The sequence below is a fragment of the Luteitalea pratensis genome (assembly GCF_001618865.1).
GTDB lineage: Bacteria > Acidobacteriota > Vicinamibacteria > Vicinamibacterales > Vicinamibacteraceae > Luteitalea > Luteitalea pratensis.
Window position 1 is genome coordinate 7,274,022 of the sequence record NZ_CP015136.1, and the last position, 15,457, is coordinate 7,289,478.

Below are 15,457 nucleotides of genomic sequence, written 5' to 3' on the forward strand. Positions count from 1 at the left end.
TTTTCCAGCGCCAACCATGACCGACCCACGAGTCCCAGCCCCATCTGGTGCCCCGGGGCGCCCCGCCCGTCGCGCGGCCGCCGACTTGCGGTCGCAACGGTGGTTCGCTCCGGATGACCTGCGCAGCTTCGGTCACCGCAGCCGGCTCCGGCAACTGGGGTACTCGGCCGACGATGCCGAGGGCAAGCCGGTCATCGCGATCCTCAACACCTGGAGCGACCTGCAGCAATGCCATGGGCACTTCCGCGAGCGCGCGGAGGACGTCAAGCAGGGTGTGTGGCAGGCTGGTGGGTTCCCCGTCGAGATGCCGGTGCTGTCGCTGTCGGAGATGTTCGTCAAGCCGACGGCGATGTTCTACCGCAACCTGCTGGCGCTCGAGGTCGAGGAAATCCTGCGATCGCACCCGATCGACGGCGTGGTCCTCATGGGCGGGTGCGACAAGACGGTGCCCGGGCTGATCATGGGCGCGATTTCGATGAACCTGCCCGCGATCTTCGTGCCTGCCGGCCCGATGCTGGCCGGTCGCTTCCGCACCGAGCGCCTCGGCAGCGGGACCGACGTGTGGAAGTACTGGAACGAACGCAAGGCCGGCAACCTGGACGAATGTGCGCTGCGACAGGTCGAGGAAGGCATCGCGCGATCGCCTGGCACGTGCATGACGATGGGAACCGCGTCGACGATGGCGTCGATCACGGAGGCGCTGGGGCTCACCCTGACGGGTGCGGCGACGATCCCCGCCGTGCACTCGGCGCATGCGCGGATGGCAACGGCCGCAGGGCGACGTGCCGTGGAGCTGGTGTGGGAGGATCTCCGCCCGTCGGCCATTCTCACCGCCGACGCATTCCGTAACGGCGTCGTCACCGACATGGCGCTGTGCGGGTCCACCAACGCGATCATCCACCTCATCGCCATGGCCCGCCGGGCGGGTGTTCCACTGACGCTCGAAGACTTCGATCGGATCTCGCGAGAGGTCCCGGTCGTGGTGAACCTGCGGCCCGCCGGTGAGTTCCTGATGGAGGACTTCCACGATGCGGGCGGTGTGCCCGCGTTGTTGTCGCGCCTGCGACCACACCTCGCGCTCGGCTGCCGGACGGTCGGCGGCAGCACGATCGGCGAGGTCATCGCTGGCGCCGAGGTGTTGTCAGACGAAGTCATCCGGCCGCTCGACCGACCGCTCGCCCGTGCCGGTGGGACCTTCGTGTTGCGGGGGAACCTCGCTCCAGACGGGTGCGTGATCAAGCCGACGGCGGCCGAGCCACGGCTGCTGAAGCACACGGGCCCGGCATTGGTCTTCGCGACCTATGCCGACCTCAAGGCGCGGATCGACCAGGACGATCTCGATGTCACGCCCGATCATGTCGTGGTGCTGCAGAATGCCGGCCCTGTCGGGGCGCCGGGCATGCCGGAATGGGGCATGCTGCCCATCCCGAAGAAGTTGTTGCAGCAGGGCATCCGCGACATGGTGCGTATCTCGGACGCGCGGATGTCGGGCACGAGCTACGGTACGTGCGTGCTGCACGTGGCGCCGGAGGCTGCCGTCGGGGGGCCACTCGCGCTGGTACGCGATGGTGACCTGATCGAGATCGACGTCGAGGCACGGCGGATCCACCTGCATGTCGCCGACGAGGAGTTGGCCGCCCGCAAGGCCACGTGGAGCGCGCCGCCGCGGCGCTACGAGCGCGGTTACTCCCGCCTGTTCCTGGACCAGACGTCGCAGGCGCCGGACGGCTGCGACTTCACGTTCCTCGAAGGCGGTTGGCCGACGCCGGAACCGGACATTTACTGAGTACTGGTAATTTCAGAAGCTCAGAATTGCAGAATTGCACTAAGGGCTCAGCGCTCCGAAGGTTGGTGGTGGTGGTGAAATTCTGAAATTCTTGAATTCTGCAATTCTCGAGGCCCCATGATCACGACGCCCCTGTCCCCATCCCACTTCGCCCGCTCCGTGATGGCCGTGCCGCCGTTGGCGCGACTGCTCGATCGCTCGCTGTCGGAGGCGGGTAACGGCCGCATCATCCGGCATCTCGAGGCGGGGGGCGTGTCGTTGCTGCTGTATGGCGGCAACGCGAACTTCTACCACATGCCGCTATCCGAGTACGACGCGGCCCTGGCGATGCTCGAGCAACTGGCGGGTCCGGATTCGCTCGTCGTGCCGTCGGCCGGCCCGAGCTACGCGTTGCTGCTCGAGCACGCCCGGATTGTCCGGCGTCACCGGTTTCCCACCGTGATGGTGTTGCCGCAGCAGGGGATCACCACGAGCGTCGGTGTGGCCAACGGGATCCGCGAGTTCGTGGCGGCCGCCGGCGTGCCGGCACTGGTCTACGTGAAGAACGACGGCTACATCGAGCCCGAGGAGATTGCCGCGCTCGACAAGGAGGGGCTGGTCAGCGCGATCAAGTACGCGGTCGTGCGCAAGGACACCTCTGACGACCCGTATCTGCGCAAGCTCGTCTCGATGGTCGACACGAGCAAGATCATCAGCGGCATCGGCGAGCAGCCCGCGATCGTCCACGTCCGGGACTTTGGCCTCGCGGGCTTCACGAGCGGATGCGTCTGCGTCGCGCCGCGACTGTCTCAGACCATGCTGGCGGCCGTGCACCGGCAGGACTGGGTCGAGGCCGAGCGGGTCCGCGGCATCTTCGTGGCGCTCGAAGACCTCCGCAACGCCATCAACCCGATCCGCGTTCTGCACCAGGCGGTGGAGAGCGCCGGCATCGCCGAGACGGGGCCGTTGCTGCCGCTATTGAGCAACGTCGGAGAAGAGCACGTCGAGGCGATCGAGGCGGCGGCGCGAGCACTGCTCGCCGCTGACGGGCAGCCGGCGAACCCTGTGTCTTGACGCGTCATGCGTCGCCGCCGCCTGACGGCGCGTCGCGCGTCGACCTGAAGGTCGACGCCTACATTCGTCGAGGTGAAGGCTGTAGCGGCGGACCTTCAGGTCGGCGGGTGAGAGTGGACGCGGCCGACTGCCGGCCAAGATCGGGGTATTCCGAAGGCCGAAGGCCGCATGCCGAAGGCCGATGGTCGAGATGTTTCGATCGGGAGGCACTTGTGTCAGACCCCGCACACCGGCCGCGTCTTCGCTCCGTCAGGGCCCGAGTGAACGCGGACCGTGGGCCCACAACGTAGGAACGAGACACCCTGGGTATGACCCTGTCCGACGCGTTGGTCCTGATGGCGCCACCCGATCGCACGCTCTCGCCTGACGAGGACGCGCGACGCCAGGCGGCCATTGCAATCGTGTACGCCGCTCTCGAAGCACTGGCGCGACGCGTCGTGCCGGAACCGAAACGCGGCGACGTGGTCAACGACGTCGTCATGCGCCTCATGAAGAACCGTCCTGGTCCGCGGCGGTACACGTCCACCGACGCCGAAGCCACCGGCTACCTCGTGACGGCGCTCAAGAACATGCTTCGCGACAGCATCAACCGTGACCGCGACGATCTCCACCGCCTGGTGTCCACGACGCCGGATGACGACGATGGTCGCCCGCGCGACCTGCCCTCTCCCGACCTGGACATCCGCTCGGTGCTCATCGACCGCGAGAACCACACGGCCAACTCTGCGTTGCTGGCCAAGGCCGACCAGGTGCTCTACGAACGAGCAATTCCGGCCATCGCGGGCACGCTGCGCGAAGGCGATGGGTTCGTGGCCACCGTACGCGACATCCGCGCGATCGCCCGTGAGATCACCACCATCGACGATATCGTGACGCGCGAACAGCGCGGCAACGACACGTTCGTGCGGACGCGCAACCGCATCTACCAGCGCCAGAAGCGCGCACGCGGCTACCTGCTCGAAGTGCCACGCAACCGCCCCGACGACGTGCCGCGGCTGTCGGCGTGGCTGATCGGTGCCGCCCTGGCCCGCGAGCTCGAGGAAGCCGTCCGCGGCGTGGCGCGCTCCGACTTCGCGCCGCGCGTACAGCACGGCAGCAACCCACTTGTCGCCTCAGGCGACGAGGTCATGTCCGAATGAACCCCCACGTGCAGATGCAGCAGGAACTCGCGGCGCTCGGGATTGCCTCGGAAATGCTCGGGCCCTCCGAAGACCTCGCCCTGCCAGGTGCTGGTCCACAACAGGCGCTGCAGGCGTCGCCGCGCGACGTCACGTCGTCGATCGCCGCCCACAGTCCAACGCTCGACACGCTCGGGCTCCGTCTCGAGCTCGACCCCGGCGCGCGCATGCTCAGCGTCATATCTCGACACGGCGCGACGTTTCAGGTGCGACCGGGGTTGGTCGACGAGCCGCCCCGGGCCGCGGACGAGGCCGGAATGGCCCGCGTGGAGTTGGTGCGGCAGGGCCGGTTCCTGATCGAAAGCCTCGGCGGCACGCCGCTGGTGCTGGGCTACACACAGCCCCCGTACCTGCACCTGCGGCCGATCTACGCGTGGCCCGTGCCTCCACTGGAGGAATGGATCGTGAGCTCGAGGGACAAGTGGATGCTCGGTGAAGTGCACGAGGGAGTCGGCGCCGACGCGTGGAGGCGTACCTCTCTGGCCGGCCAGCTGGCGCGGCTGTCGGAATCGGACGCCATGGACGTCGCCGCGCTGATTGCTGCCGGCCGTTTGCAGGACCTGGTCAGCGACGTCGAGCTGGCGCCACGGCGCTGGGCCCGTTCGCTCGACGCCGCGGCGAAGGCCGCGCTCGAGCAGCAGGCCGTGCGGCGCGCAGAGGCACTTGGCGATGACCTCGAGGACCTGTTCGAGACCTTGTCGGCCGACATGAGCGAGGCCTCGCTGGCCTGGCGCCGGCTGTGCCATCGCCGCGACGACATCGAGAGCGTGCGTGTGCTGCTGCGCGAGGCGAGTGCGGGCAGCGAGCTGGAGAAGGTACTGGAAAGTGCCGACCGTACCGGCCGCGCCGTGCGCATCAATCTCGATCAGACGGTGTCGGCTGCCGACGAACGGCTGCGACGCGTTGCGCTGGGCGATCCCTCCGCCTGGTGGGGCAGCACGGACCTCGAGGCTCACTACTTCTGATGACTGAGGCTCCCGACAGCGCGCTGCGGGCAGGTCCGTGGTGCTGGCCACGGTCGGACGCACGCTGCGATAAGCTTGCGCAACGACTTGGTCCCATGCCCCGGCCCAGTCGCGGCTCCTTGCCGGTGGTCAGTGTCAGCGAGGACGACGAGACGGTCGTCGCCTGGTGCATCGCACCCACCCCCCATGCGACGTCGCACAACCATGCGATCGGTACGACGCTCGGGCCGCAGATGCGCCAGTCGTGGCGTGCCGCAACCGTGGCGTTGCCGCGGGCGCTACCCGTCCTCTGGCGGAACGTGCGTGACGCGACCCGGCTGTTGCCCGAGATCACGCCACTGCACGGCCTGCGCACGACGCCAGGCTTTGTCGACCCGGGCGTGCTGGTCGAAGGGCCATCATTCGGGCTCGCGTTCTGCCTGCATCTCGCCTCGGTCGTGCTCGGGTGTCCGGTGCCGCCGCAGGTCGTGGCCGCGGCGGCCATCGATCCGTCTGGTTCCGTCCTGCCGGTAGGGGGGCTCGAGCGCAAGATCGCGGGGATCGCGACGCTGCTGCCGCGCGTCACGGACGTGCTCGTTTCGGCCGATCAGGAGGCCGAGGCTCGTCACGTCGCGCCCGACGGACTGTGCGTGGTCGGCGTCGGCCGTGCCGCCGACGCCATCGCGCATGTGTTCGGCAATGCGCTGACGCGACTGCTCGTGGAAGCAGGGAGCGACCCCGAGCGGCGCGAGGAACTCACCGCCAGCTTCTTCAGGCTTGCCCTTGTCGGCAGCGACGCGATGGTCGATTGGGCGCCGGTCGCTCGGGGGGCAACCCTCGCGCTCGAGCATTGGTCGGATCTGACGGCCGATGCGCGTTACCGGCTCGACTTCGCACGCGCCGTCGCTGAACGACACTGCGACAACAGCGGACGCATTGCCCTGCCGCCGAGTGGCTGGCTCGAGGGACGTCCGCGCATGCTGCGCATCCAGGTCGTCGCGCACCTCGTACAGCAATGCGCAGACACGGGCGTCCCCCATCCAGACCGTATCGAGCCGCTTACGCGCGACCTGCTCGCCGCGGATCTGCACGAGGCGGCCGAGCCGCAGTTGCGATTGCGCGGTGCACTGGCGCGGCTCGAGGCGCTCACAGGGCGCGCCCAGGACGCGCTCGCCGCACAGGAGTCTGTCGCGTGCGTGCTCGCCGATCTCCATGCCGACGCTGACATCGCATACCCGCTGTCGGAGTGGTGCCGCCTGGCCGGCGCCCTCCGGGATGCGGCGTCGCTGCAGCGCGCCGTGGGATTTCACGAGCGGCTGTCGAGCACAGGCGGACTCAAGGGGCTGGGCGCACGCTACGTGGAATTCGCGCTGGTGCGTGGCAGGCTGCTGCTCGAACCGGGAGACGAGGCCGCCCGCACCATTGCCATTCAGCTCGCCGGCGACCTCACCCTGCCCGATCATCTTCGCTGGGCCGCGCACCGGTGGGCCGGAACTGCCTGTCGCCCGGTCCTCGTAGAGGCGGCGGGGCACGGCAACGTGCTCGCGTCACGCAACCTCGTGATGCTCGATCTCGACACAGCCATAGCAGCAGGCGACCTAGAGGCCGCCGCCGCGTGCGTCGTCGCACTCGAGCGATATGATCCGGGACCAACAGGCCATCTGATCCGAAGCGGTGCGCATCCATCGGATGTCGCGCGGCTCTACCCGTACTGATGACACCGTGTCCGACAATCCCATCCTCGCCGATCTCCTGAGGCGCCTTGCCGCTGGCGGCAAGGACGCCGAGCCGTTTGCCATCTATGTCGCATACGCGTGCGACGGTACCGACGCGCTCGCCGGCGCCATCGACGCGGGAGCGGACCTGGCGCCCAGGGCGGCGGCCGACGCGCTGCCGCTCACCGCACCTGCAGACGTGCCTCGCGCGTACTTGAAGACCATCAAGGTGCGTGCGTTCCGTGGCATCGGCCCAGAGCGCGCGCTGGAGATTCCCGAAGGCCGGGGCCTCACGATCGTGAGCGGTCGGAACGGCTCCGGCAAGAGCAGCTTCGCAGAGGCCGTGGAACTGTTGTTCACCGATACCTGCGCGCGCTTCGGTGCGGCGCGCGCCGCCGAAGGCTGGCGCAATCACCACGTCGATCAGCTCCCGTTCATTGCCGCGGACGTGGTGGTCGAGCAGACCGGAACCGTCACGTTTTCGCGCCGGTGGGGCAAGGGCGCAGAGCTGAAGGACGGGGAAACCGTCGTCAAGGACGCGGGCCCCACCCGGACGCTCTCGGAAACGCCCTGGCTCCGCGCCTCTCTCGACTACCGGCCGTTCCTGGCGTATTCGCAGCTCGGCGAGATGCTCGACGGCAGGTCAGCACTTTACGACGCGCTGATGACAGGGCTGGGCCTGGAGCAGTACGTCGACGTGCGTCAGCGGCTCATGGATGCCGCGCGTGCGATCGACAAGTGCCAGGACGATTCGAAGCGAGCCGCGAGCGGTGTGGTGGCCGCGGCCCAGTCGGCCAAGGCACTCGGCGACGACCCGCGGCTCGACGAAATCGTCACGCTACTCGGCGCCAGGACGTGGGACTTCGACGCCATCCAGCGACTGGTGGCCGACGACCTCACCGATGACGGGCAGGGACAGCTGCTTCGCCAACTCGCCACGTTGCGGGCGCCCGCTCTCGCCGACGGCACCGACGTCGTCGCCGGACTGCGCGAGGCCGGGGACAGGGTGCGCGAGATAGGAGAACGATCGGCGGGGCGGGCGCGACAGCTTGCAGACCTGCTCGAGCGTGCACTCGATGTGACGAAGGCCACGGAGTCCGACGCGTGTCCAGTGTGTGGCACCGCGGACGTCATCGACGATGCCTGGCGAAGCCGTACGCGGCAGGCCGCCGACATACTGCGGTCAGATGCCGCCGAGGCGGACGGCGCGCAAGCAACGCTGGACAGGGCGCGGTCGCGCGCCATGCAGTTCTGCGTCGCGGCCCCAGCCGTACTGGCGACCGCCGCACGCGCTGCCCTCGACGTGCAAGCCGCGCTCGACGCATGGCAGACCTTTGCCAGCGCACCTGCAGGCGCCGGTGAGATCGAGCCACTGGCGGCGCACATCGAGTCGACGATGCCGCCGCTGCTATCAGCGGTGACTGCCGTCATGGCCATGGCGCAGGCCGAACTCGCCCGTCGCGAAGACGTCTGGCGGCCCGTGGCCCTGCAGTTGGCCGCGTGGTTGCCGCCGGCGCGGCAGGCCGAGGCCGGCAAGGAGGCCAAGAAGCACCTTCGCAAGGCCGAGGACTGGCTGAAGGACGTCATCGAGGACATCCGTCGCGAGCGCTTCGAACCGATTGCGCAGCAGGCCACGCACTACTGGTCGATGCTGCGGTTGCAGAGCAGCGTCGATCTGCGCGACGTGCAGATGGTCGGTAGCGGCACGCGTCGCAGCGTGCAACTCGACGTGAGCCTCGAAGGCACCGAGACGTCGGCGTTGAGCGTCATGAGCCAGGGCGAACTGAACAGCCTCGCGCTGAGCCTCTTCCTGCCTCGTGCGACGATGCCGGAGAGCCCGTTCGGGTTCGTGCTGATCGACGATCCCGTGCAGGCGCTCGACCCGGCCAAGGTCGAGGGCCTGGCCCGCGTGCTCGCCCAGGCGGCCCGAAGCCATCAGGTCGTGGTGTTCACGCACGACGATCGCCTGCCCGAGGCCGTGCGGCGGCTGGAGATTCGCGCGACGTTCGTCGACATCCTGCGGCGGGACCGGTCCGTCGTGGACATCCGTCGCGTCAAGGGACCGGTCGCGATCCTCCTCGACGATGCGAAGGCCATCGCGATGACCGAGCACATGCCGGACGGGATCAAGCTGCGGCTCGTGCCGAATTTCTGCCGTTCCGCGCTCGAGGCGGCGTGCCAGGAGGTCGTCCGTGCCCGTCGGCTTCGCGAAGGGGCATTGCACACCGACGTCGAGGACACCCTCGTGAAGGCGGGCAAGTTCCGTAACCTCATGGCGCTGGCTCTTTTTGACAACATGGATCGTGGCGGAGATGTCGAGCAGCGCCTCGGCTCGATGCGCAAGCTGCCGCACAAGCAGACGTTCCGCGATTGCCTCGAGGGCGCACATGGCGACTTCACTGGCGATCCGTTAGCACTCGTGAGCGCGACGCAGGCATTGGTCGACATGATCAGGGCGCAGGTGGCCAAACCATGACGACGCCCGGCGCACCGGAGCTGCTTGCGCTGTGCCGAAGGCTCGTCAATACGGACGATTGGACCACCGCGTTCTGGTGGGGACGTGCGGCCGCTGTCCTTGCGCGCCAGGCAGTCGAGTTGTCCGTGGACGAGTTCTGGGCGCAACGCTCAATCCCGATGGTCGGTACCTCGGCACGTAGCCAGTTTCTGGCCCTGCGGCTGTACCTGCCACACGCCGAGTTGGCGGCCGAGGGTCATGCCACGTGGTCGCTCCTCAGCCGCGCCTGCCATCACCATCCCTACGATCTGCAGCCGTCGCGCGACGAGGTCCTCGGTTGGATCGACGCGGCGGAGCGCTTCCATGCGCTGCTGCAGGCGGCCGGGCACGACGTCGTTGCGCGCTGAACTGCTCGCCGCTTACCGACGCACCGAGTACCGCGTGGACGATGCGGGGTACGCGTTGGTGCTGCGTGTCGGCGTGCCGTCCGAGCAACTGCGCAGGTGTCACGACGCGTTCGGTGTCACCTGCTCCGCCTTCATTACCGCGTGGAATCCTCGCAGTACGCCGACGCCGCGAGAGCAGAACGACCTGGCCATGACTCGCCTCGAGCAGGCGCTGGCGGCGCCGGGCTGCCGTTGGCTTCGCGGCGAGGGGGTCGATCCCGAGGAAGAGTGGCCAGGCGAGCCGAGCGTCCTCGTGTTGGGCCTCGACGAGGCCGCAGCCCTCGCCATCGCCCGCCGCTTCGACCAGTACGCCATCGTCTGGAGCGGAGCCGACGCTACGCCACGGTTGGTCATGGCGTGACTGGGAACGGGAGTCGGGAGTCGGGAGTCGGGAGTGAACGCCGAACGCCGAACGCTGAAGAGGAAAGGTCGAAGGGGAAGGGTGAAGGGGAAAGGGAAAGGGCGAAGGGAAAGGCTAGGCCAGTAACAGGCCGGCGTCGGCGAATCGCGCGAAGCTGTTGTCCGCGGTAGCCAGCGGGGCTCCGCCCTCGATCGCCGCCGCGGCAATCAGGCAGTCGGCCAACGAGCCACGACGACGCCCCGACGTGTTGTAGAGGCGCGCTGCGAGTTCGGCCTCTCGCCCTCCGACCGCAACGGGTTCACCGACGACCTGCATCGCCAGCGTCCTCTGGCCGTCCGTGAGCGGGCCGCACAGAAACTCCGCCCACACCATCGCACTGATCATGACGGGGCGCCCCTGCTCGAGCCATTCGAGCAGGGACGCCGCCTCCACGTTCTCCGGGCATACCGAGCGGACCAGGAAGCTCGTGTCCAGATGGACCGGCGTCGTCACTGGCCGTCTCCCGGAGTGGGCCAGGCATCTCGCTCCGCACGGATGTCGGCGACCCAGCCTTCCGCGCGTTCGCGCGAGAGATCCATGGACACCTGCAGTTGCTTGAGGGCCTCCACACGCTCCGATCGCGTGGACTGCTCGTCCGCGATCCGGAGCGCCCGCCGCAGCACTTCCGATTTCGACACGTCCCACCGCCTCGCAAGGTTGTCGATGCGTCTCATGGTCTCCATGTCCAATGAGTACGTTGACCGCACCGATGTTGTTGCCATACTCGAAGTATGGCCACAATTATTGTGGCTGGTCAACCTGTTTTCTGGCTTGCTTCCTCCCTTGAGGGTCGCTTGGCCGGCCCTGACCACCTCACCAATGCGGGACGCCGCCATGCCGGAAATGTCGAATGCGCTGTTTCTCGACACTTCAGCATTTCGGCCTTTCGGCCTTTCTCGGTCTGATCCCGTGCAGGAGCAGACCACGTGCCACGAGCCCGGTCCAGAGAACTCGGCCCGGCGTCCACTCCAGGCGGGACCGGTTGAATCTTCTGCAGCGGCGGGGCTTCTCCAGGGAAGCGGATTCTGCAGTGACGCTGTCCGGCACTGGCCTCAGCGTTCGGAGTTCGGCGTTCGGCGTTTGTCTAATCAGTCCTGACGCCAGCGCGATCCGTCGGGCCGCTTCTCGATCACGATGCAGGCAGGCATGCGATCGGTGAGCTCGCGGACGTGGGTGATGATGCCGACCATCCGGCCACTCACCTGCAGCGACTCGATCGCCGACGCGACGACGTCCTGGGCGGCGGCGTCGAGCGTGCCGAAGCCTTCGTCGATGAACAGGCTGTCCAGCCGCACGGCGCCCGCGGCACGCTGTACCTGCTCGCTCAACTCGAGCGCGAGCGCGAGCGAGGCGAGGAAGGTCTCGCCACCACTCAGCGTGTCCGCTCCGCGCCGCTCCTGGGCGTTGTCGTGATCGACGACGACGAACTCTTCGTCGGCCCACTGCAACGTGTATCGACCCGAGAGTTCCATCAGCCGCGTCGACGCACCGATCACGAGCCGCTCGAACGACTCGCGCAGCAGCCAGGCCTGGAAGGCATCCGCCTTGAGGTCTGTCGCGAGGCGCGAGTACACCTCATACGTCTGGCGAGCAACCGATAGTTGCATGTGCAGGGCGACGGCGTTGAGCGCCCGGGTCCGCATGGCCTCGAGCTGCACCTCGAGTTGCGTTGTTCGTCGCAGGTTCGCACTCACCGCATCGTCGGCCTGCCGCTCGGCGGACACGCTCGCGGCCAGGTGCGCGTCACTCGCGGCCACGGTGCCGACGCGCGCCGCGAGATCGGCGACCTGTGCTTCCAGTGCCGCACGGCGCCGGTCGTGAGCGTCGGTCGCATCGGCGAGAGCGGCGAGGTCGACCTCCGCCATCAGTGCCGCCGTTGCCTCGTCGACCGATGCGAACCCGAAGGCCGAGAGCGCCGTCGTGATGCGGGCGGTGATCGCATCGAGGGCGCGCTGCGCGTCGTCCATCGCACGGGAGGCATGCACCTCCGCTTCTATCGCGGCAGCGAGTTCCGTGTCGTGGCGTGTCGCTTCCACGCGAGCGGTGTCCAGTGCACCCTCGGCGTCCGCGAGTTGTCTCACGAGCGTGGCGAGTTCCGCCCGCGGATCGGCCGCATCGGTCGTACGCCGAATCTCCGTCATCAGTGCATCGTGCGCCGCGGTCCGGGCCGTCTGTTGATCGGCAAGGACCTGCGCCTCGCGTTCCGCACCGGCGAGGGCCAGCGCGGCGAGCGCGAGGAGGTGATCGGCATCCACGCGAACGGCCTCGGCAATCTGCCGCCTGCGCTCGCGTGCCTCTCTCTCTGTTCGCAACGCTTGCAGGTCATCGAGTCGCTCGAGCAGCCAGTGCTCGGGCATCGCGCTTCGCGACGCCGGGAGATACCGCGCGAGATCGGTCGCCAGCGTCGCCATGCTCGCGGTGATCCTGTCGCGCAGGGCGGAGCGATTCGCTTCGGCGGTGGCGAGTTGATGGCGGGCGCCCTCAGCGGCGGCGTCCGCGCGTGCATGGCGCTCCTGCTGTTGCGACACGCGAGCCGCAAGCGTGCGGCAGGCTTCGGCGGCCTCGTTCTGCGCATCGAACAGGCTGGCGAGCGCAGGGGCGAGGGCTATGGGGGGCACCGTCTGCACTGATTGCGCACAGACAGGACACGCATCGCCCGGATGCAGGTGGCGGCGCAGGGTCATCGCCCGGTGTGCGTCCTGCGCCTCGGTGAGCAGCCGGACCGACTCGTCGCGACCGGCTTCTGCGCGGGCGAAGGCAGCGCGGGCCTCGGTGACGGCTGCCAACTCGGCCCGGGTGACTTCCTCTGCGCTTCGCAGGTTCGCCTGTGCCCGGCGCACGAGATCGTCGACGGCCGATCCCTGTTCACGTGCGCTGCGGAGCTCGCGGGCGATGTCCCGACCCCGCTCGCACGCCTGGAGCTCCAGCGGGTCGAAGGTCGGCGAAGCCAATGCGCGGTCGAGACGCGCGACCTCTTCGGACGCCTGGGTCAACGCTTCGGACTTCGTGCGCAGATCGGTTTGTCTCGCCGTGACCTCGTTGCGACTCGCGTCGTGACTGCGCGCGAGTACGCGGCATTCCGCCGCGAGGGCGTCCAGGTGCTGCAGTCGTCCTTCGAGCGCGCGGAGCGTCTCGGCCCGGGTGCGGAGCGGCGCCGCGTCCGTAAACGCACGCTGCGCGGCGTCCAGCCTGACCCCAGCCTCGCCAGCCGCCGCCTGCGCCGCGGCCAGACGCCCCTGTGCAGTGGCGTGCGCATTCACGCGCGCCTGGTGCGTTTCGCGGTCCCGCGCGTGCTGCGCGAGCTCCGCGCCGACCTCCCGGGCACGGCGGGCACGCGCAATGGTGTCGACCCTGACGCGCTGCTCGGTGTCGGCGGCTCGAACCAGTTCGAGCTCTTGACGGCGAACGCCCAGCTCCCGCGCCAGGGCCACGCGCGTCTCCATCTGCACACGCGCCTCACGAACACCATCGCGCGTCTCGACGAGGGCCGCGTGTCGCTGCGACGCGCCGGCCAGTTCGATCTCGGCATGACGGATCGCGTCGGGCGTCGCGTCGGCGTGCATCACGAGTTGCCGTTCGGCGGCCTCGACGTCTCTCTTCGCGTCCCGGCATCGCTCGCCGGCGAGCTTGTGCATCCGCCCGTAGACACCGAGTCGCAGCAGGTCCTGCAGGATCTGGCGTCGTTGCGCCGGCGCGCCCTTCAGGAACCTCGCGAACTCGCCCTGGGGCAACACGACCGCTTGCGTGAAGGCGTCGTAGTCGAGCCCGACCAGGTGCTCGACGGCCTCGTCGACCTCACGCACACCGGACGCGATCGTGCGCGTCGCGGCGCCGACCTGCTCATCGAGCTGGCAGACGCCGGGGCCGCCATTGCGACGAATCATCCGCGTGACGATGCAGGTGCGATCGGCCACCGAGAAGCGCATGGTCACGCAAAGGCGATCGCGGCCGTGGGAGATCAGGTCCTTGACGCTGCCGCGGCCCATGCGTGGGACCTTGCCGTAGAGGGCAAAGGTCATCGCATCGAGCACGGAGCTCTTGCCCGCGCCGGTCGGCCCAGTAATCGCGAACAGCGTGTGCGACGAGAGGTCGAGTGCCGGTTGGGAATCGCGGAAGCAGGTGAAGCCGTGCACCTCGATGGTGAGTGGCCTCATGCCTCGTCCTCGCCGACGAGCGAAGCCTGGTACAGGGCGTCGAACGCGCCGAGCATGGCCTCGGTGCCCCTCTGGCCCTGGTGGTGCAGGTAGGCCGCATAGAGGTCACGCGGGGCGAACATTCCCTGCAGTACCGGCTGGGTGTCGCCAGGGACGGGCCGAGGCCGCAGCAGATCCACGCTGACGACGCCGGGGATGACGGCCCGCACCTTGCGGTTGATGTCGGGATCGACCGCTCCGGCGGTGCAATCGACAATCACGCGCAGGTGCGGCCGCTCCGAGACGTCCACGCGTGGTTCGTCGAACTGCAGTGAGGGCGTCGACGCGGAGGCAATCGAATCTCCTTCGAACATCGACGCGAGGACGGTCACCGTGCGAAGGGGTCGTGCGCCGACGTAGGGGCGTGCGGTCACGCGCGCGGGTTCGTCGGGATGAACCTCGACGATGTTGTACGCCTTGACCTCGCCCTCTTCGCCGAAATCCAGCTGCATCGGCGCGCCCGCATACCATGTCGGCACCGGCGCGGCAGCGATGGCCTGGTTGCGATGGATGTGGCCGAGCGCAACGTAGTGCGCAGTGGCAGGCAGCATGTCCACGGTCGCCGCCCATGCTTCGGCCACGTGGACGCGACGCTCGCTCGTGCCGACAACCGCGCCCTCCATGTGCGTGTGCGACATCAGGAGGTTCACCGCATCGGCCCGGAAGCCGCGAGTGATGTCGGCAACGAGCCGTTGCATGTGGCGAGCGTACGCGCCAACTGCCTCACCACCGGCCACGCCAAGCTCCTGGGCCGACAGGAACTGCGACGGCCCAACGAACGGCAGCATCGCGACGACCGCTGGCTCGCCCGAGCGCGTGGGAATGGTGACGCACCCGCCCTGGTCGTGCGGCTTCACCACGCCGCAGGCCGTCACCTGCGCCAGTTCGGCGAGTTGCCCCCACGCCTCGACCCGTGCGGGGCTGTCGTGGTTGCCGGCGATCACCACCGACGGCACGTCGAGCTGGCCGACGCGGCGGAAGAATCGGAAGACGAGCCGCTCGGCCTCGGCCGACGGCGACGCGACGTCGAAGACGTCCCCGGTCATCAGGACGAGATCGATCCGCTCGCGCTCGACCGCCACGGCGAGATCGTCGAGCACGGCCTCGAGCTCCTGGATGCGCGATTGCCCTTTCCACGCCTTGCCAGCGTGCCAGTCTGAGGTGTGGAGGATTCGCAAGAAGGGTCGGGAGTCGGGAGTCGGGAGTCGAAATCGGGTACCGGGTACCGGGTACCGGCAGATCCAGGCGTCGGTGTAGCCGCCGACCTTCAGGTCGGCGGTAGGCAAG

At 68.4% G+C, this 15,457-nt stretch carries 12 protein-coding genes; 8 read left to right on the plus strand and 4 right to left on the minus strand.

Annotated features, from left to right (window positions below; all coding sequences use genetic code 11):
• Nucleotides 1–16: 16 nt before the first annotated feature.
• From araD to LuPra_RS30595, 8 genes are all read left to right on the plus strand, one after another.
• Nucleotides 17–1,786: an L-arabinonate dehydratase gene (gene araD, locus LuPra_RS30565; RefSeq protein WP_110174283.1), complete on the plus strand. Its 1,770-nt coding sequence runs from the start codon at nucleotides 17–19 to the stop codon at nucleotides 1,784–1,786.
• Nucleotides 1,787–1,903: 117 nt separating this feature from the next.
• Nucleotides 1,904–2,839: a dihydrodipicolinate synthase family protein gene (locus LuPra_RS30570; protein ID WP_110174284.1), complete on the plus strand. Its 936-nt coding sequence runs from the start codon at nucleotides 1,904–1,906 to the stop codon at nucleotides 2,837–2,839.
• A 308-nt stretch (nucleotides 2,840–3,147) separates the two neighbouring features.
• Complete coding sequence (locus tag LuPra_RS30575; RefSeq protein ID WP_110174285.1) at nucleotides 3,148–3,978, plus strand: hypothetical protein; 831 nt, start codon at nucleotides 3,148–3,150, stop codon at nucleotides 3,976–3,978.
• Nucleotides 3,975–4,982, plus strand: a complete 1,008-nt coding sequence (locus LuPra_RS30580) for a hypothetical protein (protein ID WP_110174286.1) — start codon at nucleotides 3,975–3,977, stop codon at nucleotides 4,980–4,982. The genes LuPra_RS30575 and LuPra_RS30580 overlap by 4 nt, the downstream gene beginning before the upstream one ends.
• A 95-nt stretch (nucleotides 4,983–5,077) precedes the next feature.
• On the plus strand, nucleotides 5,078–6,676 hold the full coding sequence (locus LuPra_RS30585) for a S16 family serine protease (RefSeq protein WP_157899880.1): 1,599 nt from the start codon (nucleotides 5,078–5,080) through the stop codon (nucleotides 6,674–6,676).
• A 7-nt stretch (nucleotides 6,677–6,683) separates the two neighbouring features.
• Nucleotides 6,684–9,152: an AAA family ATPase gene (locus tag LuPra_RS30590; protein ID WP_162472869.1), complete on the plus strand. Its 2,469-nt coding sequence runs from the start codon at nucleotides 6,684–6,686 to the stop codon at nucleotides 9,150–9,152.
• The gene (locus LuPra_RS32435) at nucleotides 9,149–9,538 is read left to right on the plus strand and encodes a hypothetical protein (RefSeq protein WP_157899881.1); all 390 of its coding nucleotides are present in this window, start codon (nucleotides 9,149–9,151) and stop codon (nucleotides 9,536–9,538) included. The genes LuPra_RS30590 and LuPra_RS32435 overlap by 4 nt, the downstream gene beginning before the upstream one ends.
• Nucleotides 9,495–9,938, plus strand: coding sequence for a DUF3293 domain-containing protein (locus LuPra_RS30595; protein ID WP_157899882.1), 444 nt, complete (start codon nucleotides 9,495–9,497; stop codon nucleotides 9,936–9,938). Before LuPra_RS32435 ends, LuPra_RS30595 begins: the two co-directional genes overlap by 44 nt.
• 114 nt (nucleotides 9,939–10,052) lie before the next feature.
• Here LuPra_RS30595 and LuPra_RS32440 read toward each other — a convergent pair whose 3' ends face one another.
• The 4 genes from LuPra_RS32440 to LuPra_RS30610 all read right to left on the minus strand — a co-directional run bounded on the left by LuPra_RS32440 (nucleotide 10,053) and on the right by LuPra_RS30610 (nucleotide 15,456).
• Nucleotides 10,053–10,430 (minus strand): PIN domain-containing protein, encoded by a 378-nt coding sequence (locus tag LuPra_RS32440; RefSeq protein ID WP_157899883.1) that lies wholly within the window; start codon nucleotides 10,428–10,430, stop codon nucleotides 10,053–10,055.
• Entirely contained in the window at nucleotides 10,427–10,813 is a 387-nt protein-coding gene (locus LuPra_RS34170; RefSeq protein ID WP_335340800.1) for a ribbon-helix-helix protein, CopG family, read from the minus strand. The genes LuPra_RS32440 and LuPra_RS34170 overlap by 4 nt, the downstream gene beginning before the upstream one ends.
• A 252-nt stretch (nucleotides 10,814–11,065) precedes the next feature.
• The gene (locus LuPra_RS30605; protein ID WP_110174291.1) at nucleotides 11,066–14,131 is read right to left on the minus strand and encodes an AAA family ATPase; all 3,066 of its coding nucleotides are present in this window, start codon (nucleotides 14,129–14,131) and stop codon (nucleotides 11,066–11,068) included.
• Nucleotides 14,128–15,456 carry a metallophosphoesterase family protein gene (locus LuPra_RS30610; RefSeq protein ID WP_110174292.1) on the minus strand — a complete coding sequence of 443 codons (1,329 nt, stop codon included), beginning with the start codon at nucleotides 15,454–15,456 and terminating at the stop codon, nucleotides 14,128–14,130. The genes LuPra_RS30605 and LuPra_RS30610 overlap by 4 nt, the downstream gene beginning before the upstream one ends.
• Nucleotide 15,457 lies beyond the last annotated feature (1 nt).

What these genes read in the sequence shown, in the direction of transcription:
- araD (WP_110174283.1), top strand. Translation starts at nt 17, where the DNA reads ATGACCGACCCACGAGTCCCAGCCCCATCTGGTGCCCCGGGGCGCCCC.
- LuPra_RS30570 (WP_110174284.1), top strand. Translation starts at nt 1,904, where the DNA reads ATGATCACGACGCCCCTGTCCCCATCCCACTTCGCCCGCTCCGTGATG.
- LuPra_RS30575 (WP_110174285.1), top strand. Translation starts at nt 3,148, where the DNA reads ATGACCCTGTCCGACGCGTTGGTCCTGATGGCGCCACCCGATCGCACG.
- LuPra_RS30580 (WP_110174286.1), top strand. Translation starts at nt 3,975, where the DNA reads ATGAACCCCCACGTGCAGATGCAGCAGGAACTCGCGGCGCTCGGGATT.
- LuPra_RS30585 (WP_157899880.1), top strand. Translation starts at nt 5,078, where the DNA reads ATGCCCCGGCCCAGTCGCGGCTCCTTGCCGGTGGTCAGTGTCAGCGAG.
- LuPra_RS32435 (WP_157899881.1), top strand. Translation starts at nt 9,149, where the DNA reads ATGACGACGCCCGGCGCACCGGAGCTGCTTGCGCTGTGCCGAAGGCTC.
- LuPra_RS30595 (WP_157899882.1), top strand. Translation starts at nt 9,495, where the DNA reads ATGCGCTGCTGCAGGCGGCCGGGCACGACGTCGTTGCGCGCTGAACTG.
- LuPra_RS34170 (WP_335340800.1), bottom strand. Translation starts at nt 10,813, where the DNA reads ATGGCGGCGTCCCGCATTGGTGAGGTGGTCAGGGCCGGCCAAGCGACC.
- LuPra_RS30605 (WP_110174291.1), bottom strand. Translation starts at nt 14,131, where the DNA reads ATGAGGCCACTCACCATCGAGGTGCACGGCTTCACCTGCTTCCGCGAT.